Annotated in this window: 12 protein-coding genes; 7 read left to right on the plus strand and 5 right to left on the minus strand. The window is 41.1% G+C overall.

Annotation, left to right across the window (positions count from 1 at the left end):
* The first annotated feature begins 29 nt into the window (after nucleotides 1-29).
* Both EOK74_RS05620 and EOK74_RS05625 read left to right on the plus strand, forming a co-directional pair.
* Nucleotides 30-1,961: an alpha/beta hydrolase family protein gene (locus tag EOK74_RS05620; RefSeq protein ID WP_133468949.1), complete on the plus strand. Its 1,932-nt coding sequence runs from the start codon at nucleotides 30-32 to the stop codon at nucleotides 1,959-1,961.
* Nucleotides 1,962-2,101: 140 nt separating this feature from the next.
* A complete protein-coding gene (locus EOK74_RS05625) occupies nucleotides 2,102-3,316 on the plus strand; it encodes a multidrug effflux MFS transporter (RefSeq protein ID WP_133468950.1) in 1,215 nt (404 codons plus the stop codon).
* Nucleotides 3,317-3,519: 203 nt separating this feature from the next.
* Here EOK74_RS05625 and EOK74_RS05630 read toward each other — a convergent pair whose 3' ends face one another.
* Together EOK74_RS05630 and ilvC are read right to left on the minus strand one after the other, a co-directional pair.
* Complete coding sequence (locus tag EOK74_RS05630) at nucleotides 3,520-3,846, minus strand: hypothetical protein (RefSeq protein ID WP_133468951.1); 327 nt, start codon at nucleotides 3,844-3,846, stop codon at nucleotides 3,520-3,522.
* Between the two features lie 377 nt (nucleotides 3,847-4,223).
* Nucleotides 4,224-5,708: a ketol-acid reductoisomerase gene (gene ilvC, locus EOK74_RS05635; protein ID WP_133468952.1), complete on the minus strand. Its 1,485-nt coding sequence runs from the start codon at nucleotides 5,706-5,708 to the stop codon at nucleotides 4,224-4,226.
* Between the two features lie 145 nt (nucleotides 5,709-5,853).
* Here ilvC and ilvY point away from each other — a divergent pair, with 145 nt between their 5' ends.
* Nucleotides 5,854-6,708, plus strand: a complete 855-nt coding sequence (ilvY, locus tag EOK74_RS05640) for an HTH-type transcriptional activator IlvY (protein ID WP_133468953.1) — start codon at nucleotides 5,854-5,856, stop codon at nucleotides 6,706-6,708.
* Nucleotides 6,709-6,892: 184 nt separating this feature from the next.
* Here the strand turns inward: ilvY and EOK74_RS05645 are convergent, their stop codons facing one another.
* Nucleotides 6,893-7,672 carry a sulfite exporter TauE/SafE family protein gene (locus EOK74_RS05645; RefSeq protein WP_133468954.1) on the minus strand — a complete coding sequence of 260 codons (780 nt, stop codon included), beginning with the start codon at nucleotides 7,670-7,672 and terminating at the stop codon, nucleotides 6,893-6,895.
* 15 nt (nucleotides 7,673-7,687) lie between these two features.
* Entirely contained in the window at nucleotides 7,688-8,605 is a 918-nt protein-coding gene (locus EOK74_RS05650; protein WP_133468955.1) for an NAD(P)-dependent oxidoreductase, read from the minus strand.
* Between the two features lie 152 nt (nucleotides 8,606-8,757).
* On the opposite strand from EOK74_RS05650, the gene EOK74_RS05655 reads away from it, so the two are divergent.
* On the plus strand, nucleotides 8,758-10,212 hold the full coding sequence (locus EOK74_RS05655; protein ID WP_205964530.1) for an aminotransferase-like domain-containing protein: 1,455 nt from the start codon (nucleotides 8,758-8,760) through the stop codon (nucleotides 10,210-10,212).
* Between the two features lie 30 nt (nucleotides 10,213-10,242).
* On the opposite strand, the gene EOK74_RS05660 is transcribed toward EOK74_RS05655, so the two are convergent.
* Entirely contained in the window at nucleotides 10,243-11,757 is a 1,515-nt protein-coding gene (locus EOK74_RS05660) for a YifB family Mg chelatase-like AAA ATPase (protein WP_133468956.1), read from the minus strand.
* Between the two features lie 465 nt (nucleotides 11,758-12,222).
* Here EOK74_RS05660 and ilvD point away from each other — a divergent pair, with 465 nt between their 5' ends.
* The 3 genes from ilvD to EOK74_RS05675 are packed head-to-tail and all read left to right on the plus strand — an operon-like array spanning nucleotide 12,223 to nucleotide 16,570.
* Entirely contained in the window at nucleotides 12,223-14,070 is a 1,848-nt protein-coding gene (gene ilvD / locus EOK74_RS05665; protein ID WP_133468957.1) for a dihydroxy-acid dehydratase, read from the plus strand.
* The gene (gene ilvA, locus EOK74_RS05670) at nucleotides 14,071-15,615 is read left to right on the plus strand and encodes a threonine ammonia-lyase, biosynthetic (RefSeq protein WP_133468958.1); all 1,545 of its coding nucleotides are present in this window, start codon (nucleotides 14,071-14,073) and stop codon (nucleotides 15,613-15,615) included.
* A gap of 34 nt (nucleotides 15,616-15,649) precedes the next feature.
* Nucleotides 15,650-16,570, plus strand: a complete 921-nt coding sequence (locus EOK74_RS05675; RefSeq protein WP_133468959.1) for a glutaminase — start codon at nucleotides 15,650-15,652, stop codon at nucleotides 16,568-16,570.
* Nucleotides 16,571-17,114 lie beyond the last annotated feature (544 nt).

Raw genomic sequence — 17,114 nt, forward strand, 5'->3', positions numbered from 1 at the left:
ATTTTAGTTGTAAATATTTGGACCTTTTTATGAATGGAATCATTCGCTTGTGTTGTTTGGTAGTTGTTTTATTTACTTCTTTAAGTAGTGTTGCAGAACAGTTACCCGTTGAGAGCTTTAGTCAACTTCCTAGATATGAAAAACCAGTTTTATCACCAAGTGGGACAAAAATCGCCTACCTAAGAAGCTATAAATCACCAGAAGTAACAGTATTAACATCTGTAGATTTAACCACAGGCAAGAAACTCCACGCTGTTCAGTCGGATAATGAATCTAACAAGACAAACTGGTTTGAATGGGCAAACGATAAAACCTTAGTGGTAAGTGTTAGGTTTGCCTCTTCGATTAATGGTGTAGATGTTATGGAAACTCGTTTACTGGCCATTGATGTTGATGGCGACCAGCCCGTACAAAGGCAGCTGAGTAAGCCGCCTTCAAAACATAAAATTGGCAATGATCATTACTCTCAATTTCAGGATGATGTGATTTCATTTTTACCTAATGATCCTGAAAATATCCTTATCGCTCTCGATCTGGATACGGTTAATTTACCGGGTGTTTATAGGTTGAATATCAATACAGGTAGAAAATCCAGAGTAAGTCGAGGCAAATTAAACATACGAGACTGGATGACTGATAGACAAGGTACTTTGCGTTTAGGTGAAGCTTTAAATTATAAAACAGGCGAGGCATCAATACGGGTTAGAATTGGCGATGATGACACTTGGCATAAACTGTTTGAGTACAACAGCTTTGAAGAGTCTGGAGTAACACCGCTAGGCTTCGCGAAAGACCCTAATATTTTGTATTACACCCAATACAATGGTGATAAAAAAGCATTATTTAAAATTGATTTAGCAACCAGAACGTCAACTTTAGTGTTTGAAGACAAAGACTATGATGTTGATGGGCCATTGATATACTCCCAAAAGACCAATGACGTCATAGGTCTTTACCATAGCAACAGCAATAGTGGTCGAATTTATTGGGATAAGTCGATAGGTAACTTTAATAAGTCTTTAGCAAAAGCATTTAAAGATTACTCTGTATACCTGACAGATTTTAGCGCAGACGAAAATGTGTACTTACTTTACACGGAAAACGATTATACACCCGGAGCTTATTATCTAGGGCATCGTAAACAAAATTCTTTAAAACTAATTTTTGAGCAATACCCTGCACTAGCACCTGATGAGTTGAGTGAGCACAAATTAGTGAGCTATACAGCGCGAGATGGCTCTAAACTAGAAGGGTATTTAACGCTGCCTTTAGGTGCTGAAGGTCCTGTTCCTACCATAATACACCCTCATGGAGGCCCACACGCTAGAAACTATGATGGCTTTGACTATTGGACATCATTTTTTGCAAACCGTGGTTATGCAGTGTTTAGACCTAACTTCAGAGGTTCAACGGGTTATGGATACGAATTTGCTCAAAGCCAAATGAAAGGGTGGGGCTTAACCATGCAAGATGACTTAACCGACGCAGCTAATTGGCTGGTGGAGCAAAACATCGCACTTAAGGACAAAATGTGCATGGTAGGAGCGAGCTACGGAGGCTACGCAGCGGCAATGGCCGCGGTAAAAACCCCTGATTTGTTTAAGTGTGCGATTAGTTTTGCTGGAGTGACTGATCTTAAGAAACGAGTTATCCGCTTTTATGACTACACAGGCAGTCGGCGTGTAAAAGCGCAGTTGGGTGATGATTTTGATGACTTAGAAGCCCGCTCACCAGCTTATCATTCTGGTAAAGTCAAAATTCCTATGTTGTTTATCCACGGTGAAGATGACCGAGTAGTTGACGTAGACCAAAGTCGCGTGATGGTAAAAAGCTTAAAGGCATTAGATAAAGACGTTGATTACCTTGAACTTGAAAATGGTGATCACTACTTATCTATTCAACGTAATCGCCACGCTACTTTTAAAGCTATGGATACCTTCTTGAAACAACACCTAAACTAACGCCTAAATAGCGCTTTTATGTGCTTTTTTATCATGCAGATAAGAGCGTTTTTTTAAATAATTAAAAGTTTAACCACACATTTTCTATGTGGTGGTAGAATCCTCTCTGTTATTTTTCTCTATTTTTACAGGCTATTAAAATGTCCTCACCAGAGCATATTAAACAACCATTAACTAAGCCTGATATAGGTTTAAGTGAGTTTGTAGCGCTAATGGCGGTAATGACCTCATTGGTTGCTTTGAGCATAGACGCAATGCTGCCTGCCTTACATCACATTGGCCAAGACCTACAGATTAATAATGCCCAAGATACACATCTTATTGTGTCTATGTTTTTCATTGGAATGGGTTTTGGCCAGCTTTATTACGGGCCAGTATCAGATGATAAAGGAAGGCGTTATGCCATTTTATCTGGATTAATAATTTTCGCTATTGGTTCGGTCATTTGTATGTTGGCTGAGTCGTTAACCGTTATGTTGGTGGGCCGTGTTATTCAGGCATTTGGAGTGTCAGGCCCTAGGATCGCAGCTTTGGCGGTAATTCGCGACAAGTACGAAGGCGAAGCCATGGCGCGTGTTATGTCTTTTATCATGATGGTGTTTATTTTAGTGCCTATGGTCGCCCCAAGTTTTGGTCAAGCCATTATGTTTTGGGCGTCGTGGCGACATATTTTTTCTTCATTTTTATTAATTGGATTACTAGTAGGCTTGTGGTTTTTCATTCGCCAGCCAGAAACCCTACCAAAAGAAATGCGCCAACCATTTAGTTGGCCACAGCTTTGGCAGTCAAGTAAGTTTATTTTGACCCACAAGTTAGTGATGTTTTACACCCTATCTATGGGGCTATCTTTCGGGGCTTTTTTGGCATACATCAGCGCCTCACAAACAATCTTTCAACATATTTATGATGCAGGTGAGCTGTTCCCTTTGTATTTTGCGTTATTGGCCTTTTCCATCGGTTTTGCCTCTTTTATTAACGGTACATTAGTGATGCGTTTAGGTATGCGAACCTTATGTACTTGGGCAATGATAGGTTGGTTAATATTCTCCTCATTGTTGCTTACTTTATGTTGGTTTTACGCCGGTATTCCACCCATGTGGATGTTTGTGTCTGTGTTGTTTTGTGCTTTTTTCTGTATAGGTATTTTGTTCGGTAATATTAACGCTATGGCCATGCAACCCTTGGGCAGCATGGCTGGTTTGGGCGCTGCTATTATTGGTTCGTTAAGTAGTTTGTTTTCGGTGCCTATCGCAGTATTTATAGGGGGCTTTATTGAGCAGACAGTTACACCTATTGCGGTAGGGTTTTGTGTGTTTGGGTTGATTTCTTTTGTATTTTATTGGAAAGCGGAATAGCCCTTCCTTACTCAAATATTAATGATGTTTACTGGTGGACTGTTCATCTTTGGTTCAGGAATTACTTGTTAGTCTAAGTTTAAGCCTTGTGGCTTCAATTTGAACCTTCACTGTTCAGTTTTAGGCGCTTTGTAACAAGTTGTTCATGTTAAGTGAGTTACTTAGCGCTTTTTTACCTTATTTCTTTCCTCTTAAAACATTCTTTATTCTACCAACCGAAATTGTGGAGCGGTATTTTGAATTATTTCGACCTGCTTAGATGATTTAAGACCATTTTTAATGCGATCGTAGCTAATGTTTTTCATTCCCATAGACTGACAAAACTTATAGATAGTTAGAAAGTCCTCTTTAGTTAAGTCTTCATCATTGATTGATAAGTGCGAGTCAATATACATTTGATCACCATTGGCAGTAAGGTTAGCGATTGCAGAGTAAGGGTCTCCGTGATTTTTTACTTTTAAGGCCCTGACCATTTTGACTTCGAAAATCCAGTCACCTACCTGAGATAGACGCGATATTGGTTGATTCATTTAATGTTCCGATTTACTAGATGAGCGCCTGAATGATTACGCATAAATTTTAATATAAAGCTAAGCTAGAGCAATTGGCGCGCCAAGGTGTTAGCCCTTTAAAAACAAAGAGCTAGTGTTGAGAATAACTATTTTTAGTCTGCTTCTAGTAACAAACAATAAACACTTTATAAATGCTTAAAATTTATGGTTTATTTTTCTTCCCTGTAATTGAGTTGCCAGCGATTTTTTATTGCGTATTGCTGTATCAATATGAATACGATTATTTTATTTTCCCATAAAAAAGCCCAACCATAAGGTTGGGCAACAGGGAAGTGTTAGGCCAAAGGCTTTAACACTTTTACGACAGAAATCGTCAGTGTTAAGTCAGATAAATTCTATGCTGACTCAACAATTGTTTTCATATCAGTCATGTAACCACGTAAGGTTGCGCCTATTGTTTCAACGCCGCTTTCACGGATTTCTTTATTGATATCAACTAATTTTTTGTTGTCTACGCTGTTCGTTGCAGTTGTGTATGCTTTACCGATTAAATCAGTGCCGATATTTGGCATTAGTTTCTCGCGTAAAATTGGCACTGCAGCGTTAGCAAATAAATAGTTACCGTATTCGGCAGTATCAGAGATAACTACATTCATTTCGTACAAACGCTTACGTGCGATTGTGTTAGAAATAAGCGGAGTTTCGTGAAGTGATTCGTAGTATGCGGATTCTGGTAAAATTCCAGCTTCAACCATCACATCAAACGCTAGTTCAACACCGGCTTTGATCATTGCGACTAAGAAAACACCGTGGTCGAAGTATTCTTGTTCATCGATAGTGCCAGCAAACTCAGGTGCATTTTCAAAACCGGTCTCGCCAGTTTCTTCACGCCATTTAAGTAAGTTAGCATCGCCGTTAGCCCAGTCTTCCATCATAGTGCGAGAAAATTCACCGCTTATGATGTCATCTTGGTGCTTACCAAATAAGTCACCTAACAATACTTTTAATTCGTCAGCTAATTCAAACGCTTTGATTTTTGCAGGGTTAGACAAGCGGTCCATCATGTTAGTTACACCACCGATTTTAAGTGCTTCGGTGATAGTTTCTAAACCGTCTTGGATAAGTTTACCTGCGTAGCCAGCGTCGATGCCGTCAGCAATCATTTTTTCGTAGCCTAAGATAGCTGCAACTTGTTGCATACCACATAGAATAGTTTGCTCACCCATTAAGTCAGACTTAACTTCAGCAACAAATGAAGATTCAAGAACACCTGCACGGTCACCACCTGTAGCAGATGCTAATGCTTTAGCGATATCCCAACCTTGGCCTTGAGGGTCGTTTTCTGGATGAACAGCGATAAGAGTTGGTACACCAAATCCACGCTTATATTCTTCACGTACTTCAGTACCTGGACACTTAGGGGCACACATTACAACAGTAATGTCTGAACGAATTTGTTGGCCTTCTTCAACAATATTGAAACCGTGTGAATAACCTAAAGTTGCACCTTGTTGCATTAACGGCATAACCGCTTCAACGACACTTGAGTGCTGCTTATCTGGGGTAAGGTTATAAACGATGTCAGCTGTTGGAATAAGCTCTTGGTAAGTACCAACAGTAAAACCATTGTCGCTAGCACGTTGGAACGAATCACGCTTTTCATCAATTGCAGCTTGGCGTAGTGCATAAGAGATGTTTAAACCAGAGTCACGCATGTTCAAACCTTGGTTTAAACCTTGCGCACCACAGCCTACTATGACGATTTTCTTACCTTTAAGAAAATCACAACCAGTAGAGAATTCTGAACGTTGCATAAAACGACAGCGACCAATTTGGTCTAATTGCTGACGTAGCGATAATGTATTGAAATAATTTGCCATCTAAAAAATCCTAATCTTTTCTGTGTAAATGAGTCTTTTCATTTACGATGGTGAGATAATAGACAATGTTCTTTGTTGTTTAAAATGATATATTTGCAATGTAGTGTTTCATTAAATGCAATATTGTGTGGCTGGGGGAAGTCGATTGGATATACGTAGCTTAGAATTATTTCAGCATCTGGCAACTAGCTTGCATTTTAGTCGTACCGCACAAGCCAAGTTTGTAAGCCCTTCTACCTTAAGCCGTTCTATTCAGCGTTTAGAAGATGAATGCGGTACACCACTATTTGTGAGGGATAATCGCAAGGTAAAACTTACGGCGGCAGGTTCTAGTTTGTTGGGGTTTAGCCAACAAATGTTGAGTGAATGGAAGAAGGTGCAAACCCAATTGCAACAGTCTCATCAACAATTGCAAGGTGAACTTAGTGTGTATTGCTCGGTTACCGCTAGCCAAAGTCATTTACCTAACTTATTGGATCATTTTCGACATAAATATCCACAAATTGAAATCAAGCTCGCCACTGGGGACCCTGCTTTATCTGTTATAAAGGTGATGCAACAAGACGCAGATGCAGCGATTGCGATTCATACTCCAGATTTTCCAAAAGAACTACACTTTTTGCCCTTAGGTGAAGTGCCTTTAGTCTTAATTGCCCCCAAAGACACATTATTAACTCGGCTAGAACAAGTAGATTGGCGAACTCACGCCATGGTGTTGCCAGAATCTGGTCCATCAAAACGAATTGTGCATCACTGGCTAACCGAACAAGGTATTCGCCCCCGTGTATACGCTAAAGTAGCGGGTAATGAAGCAATAGTCAGCATGGTGGCCTTAGGCTGTGGTTTAGCCATTGTGCCGCAAATAGTGTTGGATCACTCTTCAGTTGGCCAAAAGGTAAACCGTATTTCACTCACTAATATTGAACCTTACCAGCTAGGCTTGTGCTGTTTACTAAAGCGCGTGGATGAGCCTGTGATTAAAGCCCTGTTTACCCTATAGTTAATAACTTTTGTTTCGCTATTATGTTTATGAGCCTGCTGGAATTTCGTACACATGCAAAGTACACATTTCATTTTCAATGGGTTTAACCACACATCCACCTTCAGAGGTAAGGTGTTTAATTTACATCTTTTGAGTTTTAAATTACTTAAAGCCTTAGCAAACTAAAACCGAGAGACGGTTTCTACAAAATAAACTTATAGACTAAAGTGCCCATGAGTAAGGTCATGGAAACACTCAAGGTTGTTTTTACAACTTTAGGGCCATGCTTGATGGCTGAGCTACTACCAATATGATTACCTACGAGGTTGGCTATAATTAATGGAATTGCCAACATGTACAGAACTTTTCCGGCTATCATAAAGGCCATTAACGCCCCCACATTGCTAGAGAAATTTAACAGTTTAGAGTTGGCAGAAGCAGTAACTAAATCAAAGCGTAAAATAAGATGCAGTGCTAGGATTAAAAAACTACCTGTACCAGGCCCAAAGAACCCATCATAAAATCCTATAACAAAAACGATAATTGGTACTATTAGGTAAACTTGTAACTTCGTTAAATTTATTAGATGTGCAGCATGATTTTTTTTAGGAAGAAGTGACAGCATGATGCCAAATGGTAATAGTGCAATAATAATTTTTGCTACGACTTCAGGTTCGAACATCAGGATCATTTCTGCCCCAAAATAAGAGCCCAGTAATCCACTAGGTATACCTGTAGCCACCATATTCCAAATGACCTTTTTATTTTTCACAAAGTTGCGGATTGCAGCCAAGGTGCCAAAGGTACTAACTAGTTTGCCTTGACCTAAAGCGACTTGTGGGGGTAAACCTGCCAAGATAAAAGAAGGTAACAAAATAAGCCCTCCCCCCCCAGCAACGCTATCGATAAATCCAGCAACAAAACATGCAAGAATTAGCGCTCCAAGTACCCATAAAGATAGGTCTATATTTAATAACTCCATTAATGCTTGTGCCTATTATTTAATTGTATTTTTGTCGGTTTGAAGTGATTTTACTAAGGCTGAAGTATCTAAGCGCCCCATCCCCTTTTGTTGCAATGCTTGGTATTGATTATCGACTTTAGCGGTAAGTGGCAGAGCTAGTTGGTGTTTGGCTGCTTCTTCTAGGCAAATGCTTAAGTCTTTATGCATCCAATCAATAGCAAAACCGAAGTCGAACTTGTCTTCAGACATGGTTTCAAGCCTGTTTTCCATTTGCCAAGAGCCAGCCGCGCCATGTTTTAAGGTGTCTACTAATTGAGGGATATCAAGGCCCACTTTTTGGGCAAGCAATAGGGCTTCACTTAAACCTGACAAAACACCAGCTATACATATTTGATTGACCATTTTGGTCCTTTGACCTTGGCCTGTTTCTCCCATCAATTGTATTTGTTTGGCAAAGCTTTGTATTATTGGTTTTGCAGTATCAAAGATGGCATTTTTACCTCCACACATAACAGTGAGCTGACCATTTTCCGCACCTGCTTGGCCTCCAGAGACCGGAGCATCAATAAATTCGCATCCAGCATCTTCGCATTTTGCTTTAAGTTCTAACGCAAGCTCTGCTGATGTAGTGGTGTGATCTACTAATATTGCACCTTGCTTCATACCAGCAAGCGCGCCGTTGTCTCCTAAAACCACTTCACGAACATCCTTATCGTTTCCTACGCATATAAAAACAATGTCTTTATTAATGGCTGCTTTTTTGGGTGTAAGTGCGTACTCACCATTGTGTTTGTCTGCCCATTTTTTTGCTTTAGACTCTGAGCGATTAAACACAGTAGTAGGGTAACCAGATGTTTGCAGGTGTCCTGCCATTGGGTAGCCCATTGCGCCTAGCCCGATAAAAGCCGCTGTTAGGTTATTTGTTTTAGGTAAATTATCTTTATGGATCATGATCACGCCTACTTTTGGGTTTATTTACTAATTTAAAAAATAAATGAACTATGTCATTTTTATTATTTTAAAGTTCCATATTATAGTGGTTTTACTATTCTTATCCTGATAACACAGCGCTTTATATAACTATGTCTAAAGTAATACTCAAATTGACATATGTCAATAATGCTTTTTGTATATTACTTGAATATATCAAAATTGAATTTATGCTTTGGTATCGCTACCATAATCTTTTATTTGCAGTATTTGATGCCATGAAGCCCCCAAAATACATAGAAATATCTAACATTATTGAGAAAAGGATTGACCTAGGGCAATACGCTAAAGGGAGTAAACTTCCTACTCATAGAGCGTTGGCTCAAGAGTTAGATACAACAGCGGTCACAGTCTCAAAGGCCTATCAAACTCTAGCTACAGCGGGAAAGATTGAGTCTTTTGTGGGGCGTGGCAGTTTTGTTTATGACGACAAACCACTATCCCAAGTTATTCGCTCTGGTGATGCTGATAACGAGTTTAACCTATCCATATTACAGCCTTGCATGTCGCACAACGTAAAAAGGCTGCACCATGAATTTCAAAATAGTTTTAATCAAGATTTTGATGCAAGGCTTTTCGAGTATGCAGAAGACTCTGGGTTACTAAAACATAGAGATATAGGCAGGCATTGGGCTGTTAAATATGGTTTAGATATGCCAAAAGTTGAGCAACTTCATTTAACTAATGGAGCACAGCATGGTTTATCTACACTCATTCAACTTTATACCCAAGCTGATGATCTTATAGCTGTTGAAGCACAAACCTACCCCGGTATTTTGTCTATAGCCAACTTTTTGGGGAGAAGGGTGGTAGGCATTCAAATGGACGAAAGTGGGATGTGCCCCAATGATTTAGCGCGGCAATTTAAACAGGAGAAACCTGCTCTTGTGATTGTTATTCCGTCACATCAAAATCCTACCGCCATCACTATGCCTACTCTTCGCCGTAAGCAAATTGCAGCGACTGTTTTAAAATACAACGCATGGCTAATCGAAGATGATATTTATGGTTTTTTAAATGAAACCCCGTTACCAGCTATTAGTAATTTTGCTCCAGAGAATACATTTCATATTAGTAGCCTATCGAAGGCAGTAAGCCCAGGGATCCGCTGCGGATTTTTAAACTCACCTCTCTCTGAAGCTAAAAAAATAGCGGCCTTTTTAAGGGCAATGGTTTGGTTACCATCACCACTTTTATTTGAAACAGCCAGCAATTTGATTGAATCAGGGACGGCATTCAAATTAGCAGACCAACAAAAAGCTATTGCGATAAAGCGGCAAAAAATTGCGCAGAAAGTCCTGAATCAGTTTGAGTTGAATGCACAAGTGACTAGTTATCACTTATGGTTGACCTTACCTGGGCAGTGGAATGCCGACAGCTTTTGTCTTGCTGCTAAAAACCAAGGGTTACTGGTGAGCAGTTCGACTTACTTTTGTGCTGATGGTAAGCCTATTGATAAAGTTCGTTTGTCTGTTATGGCTATAGATTCAGAGCCTAGATTTTCGTTAGCACTTAAGAATTTAGCTCAACTTTTAGATACTTCACCCATGCAACATTCTCAGTTTTAATCTTTATGCAAAACCTTAGCGAGCCAAAAATCAATTATTAGTTAACTGCACTAACATACGATCAAAGGCTCGGTAGTTTAGGGCTTCAGCTAAGTGGGATTTTTCTATTTGCGAGCAGTTCGCTAAGTCAGCAATGGTACGGGCAACTTTTAATACCCTGTGGTAAGTTCGTAACGATAGCCCCAGTTTTTCTACTGCGTTATGCAAGAATGCTTGGTCTGCTTTGCTTAGGGCGCAATGTTTTTCGATTTCTTTACTGCCTAGCTGTGCATTGGGTTTACCCCTTTGGTTTATTTGCAATTGGTGAGCCGTTACCACTCGGTCTCGCACCGTTTGGCTATTCTCTCCTCTCGATTTAACTTGTTCAGAAAAGTCGTTGTTAGGTAACTTGGGTACGTCTACTTGTAAGTCGATACGGTCTAGAAATGGCCCCGAAATACGGTTTAAATAACGTAATACTTGGTCACTACTGCTGCGGCCATCTTGCAAACTTCCGGTTGGACTTGGGTTCATTGCTGCCACCAATTGAAAACGTGCCGGAAACTGCGCCTGCCTAGCCGCCCGTGAAATGCTGACCGAGCCTGACTCTAATGGCTCTCTTAGTACATCTAACACCTTACGGTCGAACTCAGGTAACTCATCTAGAAACAGCACACCATTGTGGGCCAGCGATATTTCACCAGGTCTAGGTACACTCCCTCCGCCGACTAAGGCAACGGCTGAACTAGTGTGGTGTGGATGGCGGTAGTTTCTTTGTTTCCAAGTGGCCGGGTCTACAGGCTTACCTACTATTGAATGAATAGCCGCTGAGGCTAAGGCCTCTTCATCTGACATGGGCGGTAGTATGGTGACTAAACGACTGGCTAACATGGTTTTACCTGTGCCAGGCGGCCCAGTAAATAATAAATTATGGCCCCCTGCTGCGGCTATTTCTAAGGCCCGTTTACCCGCTGCTTGACCGACAACATCTTGAAGGTCGTTTTCGTATTGGGACTCTTTTTGCGTAAACTCAGGCTGATAAAAATTAAGATTTTTTTGCCCAGCTATATGATGAAATACATCTAATAACTGATTAGATGCAAAAATCTTTGCACCATCGATTAAGGATGCCTCTGCTGCATTTTCTGCGGGTAGTACCACGGCTCTATTTGCTTTATGACAAGCATAAGTAAAAGGTAGTGCGCCTTTAATAGAGCGAATTTCACCTGATAATGCTAACTCGCCAGCCAGCTCTATGTTTTGCAATGAGTGTTCGGGTAATTGGCTGCTCGCAGCAATAATGCCAATGGCAATAGCTAAATCGAATCGAGCTCCCTCTTTAGGTAAATCAGCAGGGGCTAAATTCACAGTTATACGTTTAGCTGGGAATTCAAAACCAGAGTTAATAAGCGCACTGCGTACTCTGTCTTTAGCTTCGCGAACCGATGCTTCTGGTAAGCCTACTAAGTTAAAACAGGGCAGCCCATTGGCTAAATGTACCTCTACAGTTACGAGCGGTGCATCAATCCCTACACTGGCACGAGAATAAACGATCGCTAAAGACATAAGGCAGCTCCATTGCTTAGTAAGTTTGTATCTTAAGGCTAGTCTTTAGCTAGAAATTTGCGAGTTAATCGTAATTGCACTTTTAAATCGGGGCGAAAAACTCGAGGAGCTAAGCCCATAATTGAAATGATAGATAACTATTGGTTTTATAAATGGCCTATCTTGAATATATGATCCTCTAAAATGGCATATAGCAATGCTTGATCAGCTTGTTACCTTCGTGATATTTCTATACCCAGTGATGATATAAAAATCTTGTAATCTAATGCCCTATTCTTTTCTGCCCAGTGTAAAAACAAATTACCTGACATTATTGGTGGTGATTATTACATCGCGGGGATAGTGGTTATACCTTTTTAGACTACTAAACCCCTCGCACGAAAGTACGAGGGGTTTTTTGTTAACAAGATAAAGCATCAGTCGTTACCTATAATTCGTTTTAGACAATTAATTAAGAGTGAAATAATGCCAAAATTACGTTCAGCCACCAGTACTCAAGGCCGCAATATGGCGGGTGCCCGCGCACTATGGCGCGCAACAGGGATGAAAGATGGTGATTTTAATAAACCCATTATTGCTGTCTCTAACTCATTTACCCAATTTGTACCGGGGCATGTTCATTTAAAAGATATGGGGCAACTGGTTGCTCGTAGTATAGAAGCAGCAGGTGGTGTTGCAAAAGAATTCAATACTATAGCTGTGGATGACGGTATCGCTATGGGTCACAGTGGTATGCTTTATAGTTTACCTTCACGGGAGATTATCGCCGATTCAGTGGAATACATGGTAAATGCCCATTGTGCCGACGCTATTGTGTGTATCTCAAACTGCGACAAAATCACTCCAGGCATGTTAATGGCTTCAATGCGCCTAAACATACCGGTAATTTTTGTATCTGGTGGGCCAATGGAAGCAGGTAAAACCAAGCTTTCTGACCAACTAATCAAGCTCGATTTAGTCGATGCCATGGTGGCAGGTGTTGACGATAACATAAGTGATGATGACAGTGAGCAGGTTGAGCGCTCTGCTTGCCCAACATGTGGTTCGTGTTCTGGTATGTTTACCGCAAACTCTATGAACTGCTTAACCGAAGCATTAGGTTTGTCTTTGCCGGGTAATGGTTCAATGCTAGCCACACATGCTGACCGTGAAGGTTTATTCAAACAAGCCGGAACGCAAATTGTTGAGCTATGTCGCCGTTATTATGCTGAAGATGACGAATCTGTTTTACCTCGTAATATTGCTAATTTCAAAGCCTTTGAAAATGCTATGTGTTTAGATATTGCTATGGGTGGTTCAACCAACACAATCTTGCATTTATTGGCTGCAGCAGTTGAAGGTGAAATTCCATTTACCCTTGATGATATTGATAGACTATCTCGTAAGGTGCCGCATCTATGTAAGGTAGCGCCGTCTACTCCTAAATATCATATGGAAGATGTACACAGAGCCGGTGGCGTAATTGGCATATTAGCTGAGTTAAATCGTGCTGGTTTATTACATCCTGATTCACCTCATGTATTGGGAACAAGTATAGGTGATGTAATCAGCAAGTGGGATATCGCTAATGGTCAAAATGAACATGCACTAGAGTTCTATAAAGCGGGACCAGCTGGTATTCGTACTACTAAGGCCTTTAGTCAAAGTTGTCGTTGGCCAACCGCCGACACTGACCGCGAAGATGGCTGTATACGTAATATCGACCATGCCTTCAGTCAAGAGGGTGGCCTAGCAGTATTGTTCGGTAATATCGCTGAAAACGGCTGTATTGTAAAAACAGCTGGAGTGGATGAGTCTATCCATAAATTTACAGGCCGTGCCCGTATTTTTGAAAGCCAAGATGAAGCAGTTGAAGCTATTTTGGGTGATAAAATCGTCGCCGGTGACGTCGTTATTATTCGTTATGAGGGCCCTAAAGGTGGCCCGGGTATGCAAGAGATGTTGTACCCAACTACCTACCTAAAAGCCAAAGGCTTGGGTAAGGAATGTGCGTTAATTACCGATGGTCGTTTCTCGGGTGGTACTTCAGGATTATCTATCGGTCACTGTGCACCAGAAGCAGCAAGTGGCGGTGGCATAGGCCTAGTTGAAGAAGGCGACAGCATTAGTATTGATATTCCGGGTCGTAAAATTGGTATCGATATTAGTGACGAAGAAATGCAGGCGCGCCGTGACAAAATGAATGCTAGTCCTAAACCATGGAAGCCAGTGTCTAGAGAAAGAAACGTATCATTAGCGTTAAAAGCTTATGCTTTGTTAGCCACAAGTGCTGACAAAGGTGGTGTTCGCGACGCGTCTAAATTGGAAGAGTAAATGACACGATCTGCCAATGAATACCTGCAAAAAATAATACAAGCGCAGGTGTATGACGTAGCTGTAAAGTCTGATTTGCAAAAGCTAGATAAATTGTCTGAAACCTTAGGCAATGACATTTGGTTAAAGCGTGAAGACCAACAACCGGTGAAGTCTTTTAAACTTCGTGGTGCATATAACAAGCTTAGCGAGCTATCTGCGGAGCAATTATCCAAGGGCGTGGTAGCCTCATCTGCAGGTAATCACGCTCAAGGTGTGGCGTACTCGGCCCGTAAAAAACAAATCAAAGCCACTATTGTTATGCCCGCTACTGCTCCTGATATCAAAGTAGAAGCTGTGCGTAACTTTGGTGGTGAATATGTAGATATAGTGCTGCACGGTAGCAGCTTTGATGAGGCAAAAGCCGAAGCACTTCGTTTGTCAGAAGAGCGTGGCTACACTATGGTTGCGCCTTTCGATGACGAAGATGTCATAGTAGGTCAAGGCACAATTGCTCGAGAATTATTAGAGCAAAAACCGGATCTGGACACTCTCTTTATCGCTGTAGGTGGTGGTGGCTTAATTGCAGGGATTGCTGTATTTATTAAACAGCTTAAGCCAGACGTTAAAATCATCGCCATTGAATCTGATGAGTCTGCTTGCTTGCAAGCTGCCATGGCTGCAGGTAAACCTGTGCCTCTTGATCATGTGGGTATTTTTGCAGACGGTGTGGCCGTTAAAATTATTGGTGATGAACCATTTAGGCTATGCCAGCAGTATGTTGATGAAGTTATTACTGTTAATACAGATGAAATCTGTGCAGCCATTAAAGATATTTTTGATGACACCCGTGTTATTGCTGAGCCTGCAGGGGCCTTATCTATTGCCGGAATGCACAAATATTTAAAAGCTAATCCGCAACAAGGTAAAAAGTTTGCTGGGATTTTATGTGGCGCTAACATCAACTTTCATACCTTGCGTTATGTGTCTGAACGTTGTGAATTAGGCGAGCAAAAAGAAGCAGTAATTGCCGTTAAAATCCCCGAAAAAACGGGTGCATTTAGACATTTTTGTTCTTTACTTGGTGGCCGCGCGATTACAGAGTTCAACTACCGCTACGCCACAGACAAAGAAGCCCATATATTTGTGGGTATTCGTTTACGCGATGGCCAAACAGAACTTAAACAGTTAACTGATTCGCTCACCGTTAGCGGTTATCAAAGCTTTGATTTATCAGCAAACGAAATGGCGAAGTTGCATGTTCGTTACATGGTAGGTGGCAGACCACCAACAGCTATCAACGAAAAGCTATTCTCCTTTGAGTTTCCTGAGCACCCGGGTGCATTAATGAAGTTTTTAGATACCTTAGGCGAACGCTGGGATATCACTTTGTTTCATTACCGTAACCACGGTGCAGCAGAAGGCTTAGTGTTAGCTGGATTTGATATTGCTGATGCAGACAGAGCAAGCTTTGATCAGCATCTAGCAGAGCTTGGTTATGTATATCAAGAGCAAACTCACAACCCTGCTTATCAGTTTTTCTTGTCTGACTTGACGGGTGTTTAAAGCTCTTCACTGACACCATTACTAAGAGTTGAGCATGCAACAGATAGTTGACGATATTGCGGAGCAAATGGCCGCGAAAGCCGATAAAGGCAAAGTGGCCAGCTATATTCCCCAATTAGCTCAGGTTGACCCTGAGCAATTTGCCATTAGCGTGGCCCTGCCAGATGGGGCCATTTATAGCGCAGGCTGTGCTCACACGCTGTTTTCAATACAAAGTATTTCAAAGGTATTTACATTAACCTTAGCTCTGGGCAAGTTAGGCGAACGTCTTTGGAATAGGGTGGGCCGCGAACCCTCAGGAGACCCGTTCAACTCTATTGTGCAGTTAGAGCACGAACACGGAAAACCCCGAAACCCCTTTATAAATGCAGGGGCCATCACAGTAGCTGACATTATTTTGCAAGGTCACCAGCCTAAAGAAACCCTAGCCGAAATTTTGCAATTTATGCGCTTTGTGGCAAATGATGACACTATTAGCATAGATGAAAAAGTCGCCCGTTCTGAACTAGAAACTGGTGACAGAAACGCCTCATTAGCCCACTTTATGGCATCCTTTGGGCACTTCGAAAACCCAGTGGATGCAGTACTAGGGACGTATTTTCACCACTGCTCAATAGCTATGAATACCCAACAACTCGCAACCGCTGGGCTGTTTTTAGCAAATGATGGGGTAAACCCCACTACCGGATACCGTGTGGTCTCTTCTAAGCGTGCCAAACGTATCAATTCTCTAATGCTTATGTGTGGTCATTATGATGGCTCAGGAGAATTCGCCTTTAGAGTAGGCTTGCCAGGTAAAAGTGGTGTAGGTGGAGGGATTATGGCAGTTGCACCAGGCAAGGCGTCGATTGCAGTTTGGTCACCGGGCTTGGATCCAATAGGTAATAGTAAACTTGGTACACAGGCCTTGGAATTACTTGCCAGAAAAACAGGTTGGTCAGTGTTTGGGCAGTAAGCTTGTTAGGAGCATTGGCTTAGCCGACTAAAAGATTAGGTAGTTAAACAGTTAGCTAGTATTGATGTTCACGTAAGTACTAGTACTGCTGATTTATCTAGTAGTGTTTAAAATTCCGCATAACAGCAAGATCTAAGAAAAATTCCGTGTTTAAACACGGAATTTTCCGCATATTAATATTGTTATGTGACTAAATAGTCAGAGAGTTATGGAAAATTCAAAGGACATACAAGAATTGCAAAAGGAGGCTAAAGGTATACTTTGGGCATTTATAATTATCAATGTAATTGCTGTTCTATTTTGGTTAATTGGTAGCCCATTAGATGAAGTGGCATTCATCTTCGTATTTGTTCAAGTATTGTTTCTTATCGTTTGGCTGTTACCATATTTCTTATATCAGATTATTATTCTCAAAAGGGACTTTAAGTATGCTTTATATAAAACTCTCAGCTCTTACAAAGACCTTTGGGAAAATTTCACTTATTAACAAGTCACATAACAAATTGCCTAAGTTCGCCGCAAAAAGCGCGGCTGGGACAAATGC

The sequence above is a fragment of the Paraglaciecola marina genome (genome assembly GCF_004360155.1).
Lineage (GTDB): Bacteria > Pseudomonadota > Gammaproteobacteria > Enterobacterales > Alteromonadaceae > Paraglaciecola > Paraglaciecola marina.